Raw genomic sequence first — 6,969 nt, 5'->3', positions numbered from 1 at the left:
TACTCTACCACACGCCGTGAGGTATTTCCGGAATAATCTAGAATTTTCCAGTAAATCAGGCTTTAGTCATTAACAGCCCCGAGGAACGCAGAAAGGTACAGTCCAACGAGTCTCAGGCAGATACCTCGGGTCAGTTGCGGTTACTGTAGCGGTGGTAACAGTTGATCGTCCCGGCGATCGCGATTTCGGCTCTAACTTCCCCCAAAACTCTCGCGTCAAATTCTGACTTCTCAACCCCAAAAGCTTTGTCCCCCCTCGCCACTCCCACTCACCAGAGCTGAAGAACGAAAATCGGTGGTCTTGCAGCAACTCACACTGCTTGCCACCAATATCTGGATTAAATTGAGTAGATACACTCATCGCACCCTGAAGGACTCTGTGCAATTTCTATTGCCCCAAAGTGGGAAACACCCGATGGGATGTTTCCATAGCGCCCACTGCACCATTTTCTCCGCAGGTTAGGGGTAGAGTGGCGTTATGTTTCCACTTCTTCTTTCTTGCGCTTGCGTAACAGAGCCAGTCCCCCAGCGATGCCAATTCCCAGCGCTCCCGTGGGTTCCGGGATTTTGCGCGGCTCATTTTCTTCATAGTCATAAGACACCCGGATCCCGGCGGATGCCAAGGTGGCAAACTGGGTAATCAAGTTACCCGATCCCGTGCCCACGGAACGACCCTCTGCATTCACCGAGAAGTCCAAGCTTCCGCCGCCTCGAGCGGCAAATAAGGCTAAATCGCTCTCGGTGGGCGCATCGATTTTGATGGTTTTGGTCGTACTGCCCCGCACTCCGTTGCCTTCATCTCGGGTGTAACTCCTGCCCGAGGTGCCACCGAAGTCGATGGTGCCATCATAGGCGCTCAATTCATCGCTCACCGAGACAAAGGGATTGAGTTCGGCGAATAGGGTATCGTCGTCGGGCAAATTTAACTCCAACACACTGCTGAGGGTCGCCGTCACCGTACTTTCCGCCGCATCGAGACTTTCAAACTTGACGTCGCCTTTTACCGCACCAGTAAATTCAAATTCGATACTGTTGAGGGTCCCCAAGTTGGTATCGAATTTGTTGATAGTGAGGGTTTCCTCGAAGTTGGTGGTTTTAAAATCAAACTCGTCGATAAACGACAGCGTACCGGCATTGGCAAAGCCAGCCGGCGCTAGGGTCATCCCCGCTAACAGGGGAATGACTTTGAGTTTAGAGAATTGTAATTGCATATTTCTACCTTCTCTATGGACTGTACCTTCACCAGAACGAGATTCACCTACATGGTGGATTGGATCGCCCTGGTCTCTGATGATATTATGGCTGTTGTGGGCGCTATAGTTCCGTGATGCTTATCACAGATTTATATTGATTTAACGGGGGCTATGAGCCGATCGCGGTCAATCGCGCGGCCCGAATCGGGGAAGGAGAGTCTCGCAAATTGCACCCAGGGCGCAGTCATAGAGCCGTTCGACTCCCTTAGCATCTCTAGGGTCAGAAAATTTCCTCCTCGGATGTTTGCAGCCATTCTCCGCCGGCCTAGAACCGATCGCCGATGGCGAAACCCGACCCGTCAGATTGTTGCCTCGCGATCGCCTTCAACTCGGCAAACTGGAGCTCCTGTTTATTCTTCTAGCTTGCCCGAACCTGAAAAAAAAAGAAAACGTAAATTCACGGAATCTTCTCAAAGTTTAAAATTTCCTAAAGGGTATTTATAACTAGTTAGCGGGAAAATCCTATAGACGCGGCGCGATCGCTGCTGATTTTTCTACCCCCCGAGTAGCCCGCCGCACCCTAATTTCAGTTCCCAACCGTCCCGCTTCGTCCACTTCAGCCCGAAAACCTTTACGGAGAATTCCTGGTGCAATGGCTGATAGCAAAAAAGTCCGTTCGGCAGCACCCATCCCATTGCATCAGACCGAATTGAGTACATTTGCGATTGTCGAATTGGCGCGCTCGGGGTAAACCGCCCTGCTGTTTGGGAATCTGTTTGCATCGTAGCATGACATTAATTCAGATGTCAAAGCAAAAGTGTTTCAACTGTTACCGTCAGTTGCAACTTTAATTCAAAATTAGCTTTCTAAAATAGTAGAACCACATCTAGAAAATCTCGTAAAGCCTATGACTTCTGCCATGATAAATTGGATCGCCACTGCCTGGGACGCTTTGCAGAATAACAGCGGGTTTATGACCTGGAATCTGTTTCTTGCCTTAGTCCCATTAGGGTTGAGTTTTTGGCTGTTTCACCTGCCGCGATCGCGCACCTTGCGCTGGGGAGTTCCCTTACTGATTGGAGCCACTTTTTTACCCAATGCCCAACGAGTCTTTCGACATGGTTTCTATCTGCTGCAAAAGATGGGCACCAACTATCTGTTTTGGGTCTTGTTACTCACCCTGGTGGTGATGGCGTTAGAAATTTGGCAGTTGCGCCGCCAACAATCCATCTCTCGTTCCCTATTGTGGTGGTTGGGCTTTGTCACCTTTGTTGCCTTTTTACCCAATGCGCCCTACGTGCTAACTGACGTGATTCACTTAATCGAGGATATTCGCCAAGGATATTCGGTCTGGATTATCACCTTGGCGCTGATTCCCCAATATCTACTGTTTACCATTATTGGCTTTGAAGCCTACGTTCTGTCTTTGATTCATCTGGGTTACTATTTAAAACGCTGGGGGTGGGGACAGTTTGTCGGACCGGCGGAATTGCTGTTGCATGGGTTGACGGCGATCGGGATTCATCTGGGACGATTTCAGCGCTTTAATAGCTGGGATATCCTCACGGATCCAGATGCGTTAGTCAGAAGCGTGATGAACGATTTAGTGGGCAAGCGTCCGGCGGTGGTAATGGCAGTCACGTTTGTGGTGATTACCGTATTGTACTGGCTGTGCAAGGAATTGACCTTGGCGGTCTTGCATCGGCAACAATCTGCAACGGACCGGATCGAGGCGATCGCCGACTCAGAGTCCTCCCAGGCCCACTCGTAAGCTCATCCGGTCTTAGGGGTTCAAATTATCGCGTTGCTGACGGGCCGCATCTAAAAGCAGGCGCTTTTCGGCGCGGGCGATCGCGCGATAAGTGCCCTCGATGGCTGGAGGTTCCACAGAAATGGCCCTAATCCCCCACTCTACCAGCTCGTTCACCATTTCCAAAGATGCCGCAGATGCCCCCATGCACACCGCACAAGGAATCGCTGCTGCGTTCGCGGCCAAAATTAACTGATGCATGGCGCGCATCACCGCCGGATGAGCGGCGGGAAAGGCGGCGGACATCTGCTGGTTTTCGCGATCGGCAGCTAACAACAACTGGGTTAAATCGTTACACCCGATGGAAATCCCCTGCACCCCAGCTTTCACGTACTCTGGCAATAAAAACACTGCGGAAGGAACCTCCGCCATCATCCACAGTTCAAACTCGTTGACCTGGGTCAGTCCGGCCCGTTCCACCCGGCGATGACAAAAGCTAAATTCTTCTACGGTTCGCACGAAGGGTAAAATTAACCGAATATTCGGATAACCGGCCTGTTGCACCCGGGCTAAAATGGCCAGTTCTAAATCGAATAAAGCCGGGTCGAGCAAGTAGCTGAACGCGCCATGCAATCCCAAGGGGTGCTCCCGGCGACTGGATGCGGCGGTTGATTCGGACTCCTCGGCAATCTCGCCGGATCCGCGCAAGTCCAAAGAGCGATAAAAGACCGGGCGGGGAAAGAAAAACTGGGCTATCTGGGTTAAATGGGTGGCGATTTTTTCGATAAATGCTGGCGTCTTTTCGGAATGGACCCATTGGCTGGGCGGGAGGGATTGAAAGGTTTCCAGAGCCATCATTTCCGATCGCAATAACCCTACCCCATCCAGGGGCACTGCGCCGATGCGATCGAGGGCGCTGGGATGACTCAGGTTGACAAACAACTGGGTGGCGATCGGGTATTCGAATAGGGGCGATGGGCTGGACAAGTCCTCTGCCTGGGAACCGATGGGAGCGGGGGTTTGCTGCGCTACCATACTTTGTGCTACATCCGGAAGCAGACGCTTTGGGTCGGCTTTCACCTCAAGTGAGTTATCCTCCGTCACCAGAGAAATTTCTCCAGTGTCCCCATCCAGAAATACCAGATCGCCGGTGGTAATCCGTTGGGTAATGCCAGGGGCAGCGATCGCGGCGGGAATGCCGAATTCTCGGGCGAGAATGGCGGCGTGACTGGTGATGCCCCCGCGTTCGGTCACCAACCCTGCCGCATGGCGGACGAGTCCCAACCAAGCAGGGGCGATCGCTTCCGCAATGACGATCTGTCCGGGAGGCACCGCATCCGGCGGGGTCTCTTTGCTTTGAATGACATAGGCCGGCGCGATCGCCTGACCGCCGGCTGCCCCGATGCCCACTATTTTTTCGTCCATGTTTTCCGCCTCTGTTTTTTCTGCGGGTGAGGAGGTTTCCGCCACTGGGGCGGGATCTCCCGGTGCCAGCATCGGAATCTGGGACACCCCGAAATCTGCACCGCGAAAATACAACTGTGACTCCCAATCCTCAGTCCTGGCAGTGACGATCCACTCTAAAACAAACGGCGTCGGATAATTTCCCCTCACCTTATCCGCCCGTTCGATTAACCGCACCAGATTGCTAGGATCCAGGGCAAATTGCTGTTGTCTGTCCTCAGACACTGCATAAGGTTGCAGGCAACTGTAAGTGCTCAGCAAGCTCATTTCCGGATAAACTATTTCCGATTGCCAATCGTGAAAGGCAAAATCATAGGCCAAATACTTATGTCCGCGCTGTTGGTGCAGCAGCTCTTTCGTTCTGGCATCGATGCGATGCACGTCGGGGATAATCTGTCCCAGTTCCAGCGCCATTCCCAATCCCCAGGTGGAATGAATCTCAAACTCGGTGGGCTTTGCTATCAGTTTTCCCGCCGCGATCGCCTCCCACACCGGCTGCACCAACACCCCCATATTAAGCTGCTGTAGCTGAACTCCGCAGCGCTGCCAATACAATAAACTTCTGGCGCGAAACAGTTCCGCCCAAGTTTGCAGCACCGCTAAGGCAATTTCCTCCGGATCGCACAGGCAAACATGACACTCCAGCAACCCAGAAATCTCTACATAAGACGCCGCAGAACTCGGTAGGGTAATCGAAGGACGAAAAATTAACGCCGACGCACGCAACATTTCCCCCGCCGAAGCAAGCTGCCCGATCCACTCCCGGGGAAACTCCGCCGCTACAATTTCCTGGCGAATGTGTTGGGCAATCTCTTGCAATTGCCTTGCGTCGTCCACATTCAGATGTAACGAAGAATTCAGTAGTTCCGCAAACAAAGGCTCTCGCCAATCATAATTTTCCAGAAACTCCCGCAAAGCAGGTGCAGCCACCACAAATCCCGGCACCACAGGCGAGTCCTGCTGTGCCAGTTGACTCAGATAAAATGCTTTGTCCCCAACTAAATAACGTTCGGAGGGTTGAATTTGGTCGAGCCAGTACAGGTAATCCACAGTGATGCAAGCGTTCGGACATAATTTATCATAATCCGCTCGCGCCACCCTAGGCTCAAACGAAAGTCCCTCCTCCGGTTGGAGGAGGAAAATTAACAATTAACAACTGAGTACGCAGGAGACAAACAGAAATTTTAGCCGATTAAAGTTTTTGCGATTGGCGACGGCGCAGGATGGCAAAGGATCCAGCCACCAGTCCCAGTCCCATCAAGGTGGCCGGTTCGGGAATCGGTTCCACAGATTCTACCATCACCACCAAGTCGTTATAGTCCCGGTCCGTGCTGCCCCCAAGCCACAAATCCTCGAAGGCAATGATAAACTCGTTATCGGTAAACGTTCCCGCTTGCTTGCCCGGAAGCGCCAGGGTCGTGAGATTGTCTCCTTGATAAACCACCGCCTGTTGGTAGCCACCGTCGTTTAAAGCATTCTGGGTGTAAAAGCTGGTTCCATCTTCCCGTTCCAGGTAAAAACCAAACAGGTTGCCAAAATCGCTGTAATAGTTGTCCACCGTCGGCGTTACGTTCCCTGGCGGAAGACCTTTGGTACTGACGGAAATATCCCCCCCAGCCAGAAAATCAATGGTGACGCGATCGCCTGGATTATTCACCCCCTCATACAATAAGGCTTTCTCTCCAGATGAATTGTAAATCCCGAACTTGTTCGTAGGGGCAAACCCGGCAACCTCGAACATGAAACTGCCCAGACTTCCCCCGCTTGCCGTATTCGTAAACCAATCAAACCCGGTTTGGTCGTTGAGTGTATCGATTCCCGGTCCACCCTTTGTTATACCATCTATTAGATTCTGCAGCGAATACTCCTCACCATCCCAAGAGGTTCCGAAGCTAACCGCAACGGCAGAAGAACTGAAGGAAAGTACCGAAGCAACGCTCAAACAGCCGATTCCGGCGGTGGTTCCCAGTAGGTTTTTCACAGATAACTTAGACATAATACCCTCGATTTGTTTTTCTAATTCAAGGTTTGCAGTTGAGTGTTAAATTCCAGCGCCCCGTGGGGTGACTCAGTTCTCCTCTTCGAGCGCTCTCTGGCGATCGGGTCGATGGTCCCACAGAATAGGTCTGCGGTTCTCGCGGATCGAACCCGACTCGCCAAGGAATTTCCGTAAATTCTCTGAGGTTATGAGGCGATCGCTTCTCTCGTTTGCCGGGATAGCTGGAGTTGGATAATCCTAGTAAAAATACGGTTTCAACCCCTGCTTTTCTCCATGACCTCAGCCATAAAAAGCCAAATCGAAAGAAATCATGAAACTTTGTACTGCCTAAACCTGTGGAATTTACTGACTTCATTATACGATCGCATCGCAAATCTGTGTCACCCCCAATCTGGCATCTTTACCATTTCTTTAAAAAACTCCGTAGATTTCCGGTTGACGTTAAAGTAAAAGTAAAGTAAAAAGTGGCCAGGTTTCTCTGGGTGAGAGCGTCAGGAACCCCATCCCTAAAGGGAGGGGCTTGGTAAGACTTTATTTTCCCAAGCTCACCTGACCAGAAGACCA

Annotated in this window: 4 protein-coding genes; 1 reads left to right on the top strand and 3 read right to left on the bottom strand. The window is 51.6% G+C overall.

Annotated elements, in window-relative coordinates:
* Positions 1 to 475: 475 nt before the first annotated feature.
* Positions 476 to 1,210, bottom strand: coding sequence for a choice-of-anchor E domain-containing protein (locus LKK83_RS18830; RefSeq protein ID WP_324632816.1), 735 nt, complete (start codon positions 1,208 to 1,210; stop codon positions 476 to 478).
* Positions 1,211 to 2,111: 901 nt separating this feature from the next.
* Here LKK83_RS18830 and LKK83_RS18825 point away from each other — a divergent pair.
* Complete coding sequence (locus tag LKK83_RS18825) at positions 2,112 to 2,963, top strand: DUF1361 domain-containing protein (protein ID WP_324632815.1); 852 nt, start codon at positions 2,112 to 2,114, stop codon at positions 2,961 to 2,963.
* Positions 2,964 to 2,975: 12 nt separating this feature from the next.
* Here the strand turns inward: LKK83_RS18825 and LKK83_RS18820 are convergent, their stop codons facing one another.
* Positions 2,976 to 5,555 carry a putative PEP-binding protein gene (locus tag LKK83_RS18820; protein ID WP_324632813.1) on the bottom strand — a complete coding sequence of 860 codons (2,580 nt, stop codon included), beginning with the start codon at positions 5,553 to 5,555 and terminating at the stop codon, positions 2,976 to 2,978.
* Between the two features lie 43 nt (positions 5,556 to 5,598).
* Positions 5,599 to 6,402 (bottom strand): DUF4114 domain-containing protein, encoded by an 804-nt coding sequence (locus LKK83_RS18815; protein WP_324632812.1) that lies wholly within the window; start codon positions 6,400 to 6,402, stop codon positions 5,599 to 5,601.
* Positions 6,403 to 6,969: the final 567 nt, after the last annotated feature.

Origin of the sequence: Phormidium sp. CCY1219 (assembly GCF_035615515.1) — a bacterium.
Lineage (GTDB): Bacteria > Cyanobacteriota > Cyanobacteriia > Cyanobacteriales > Laspinemataceae > CCY1219.
The sequence above is the reverse complement of the archived record's forward strand: the minus strand, read 5'-3'. Positions and strand labels throughout refer to the sequence as shown.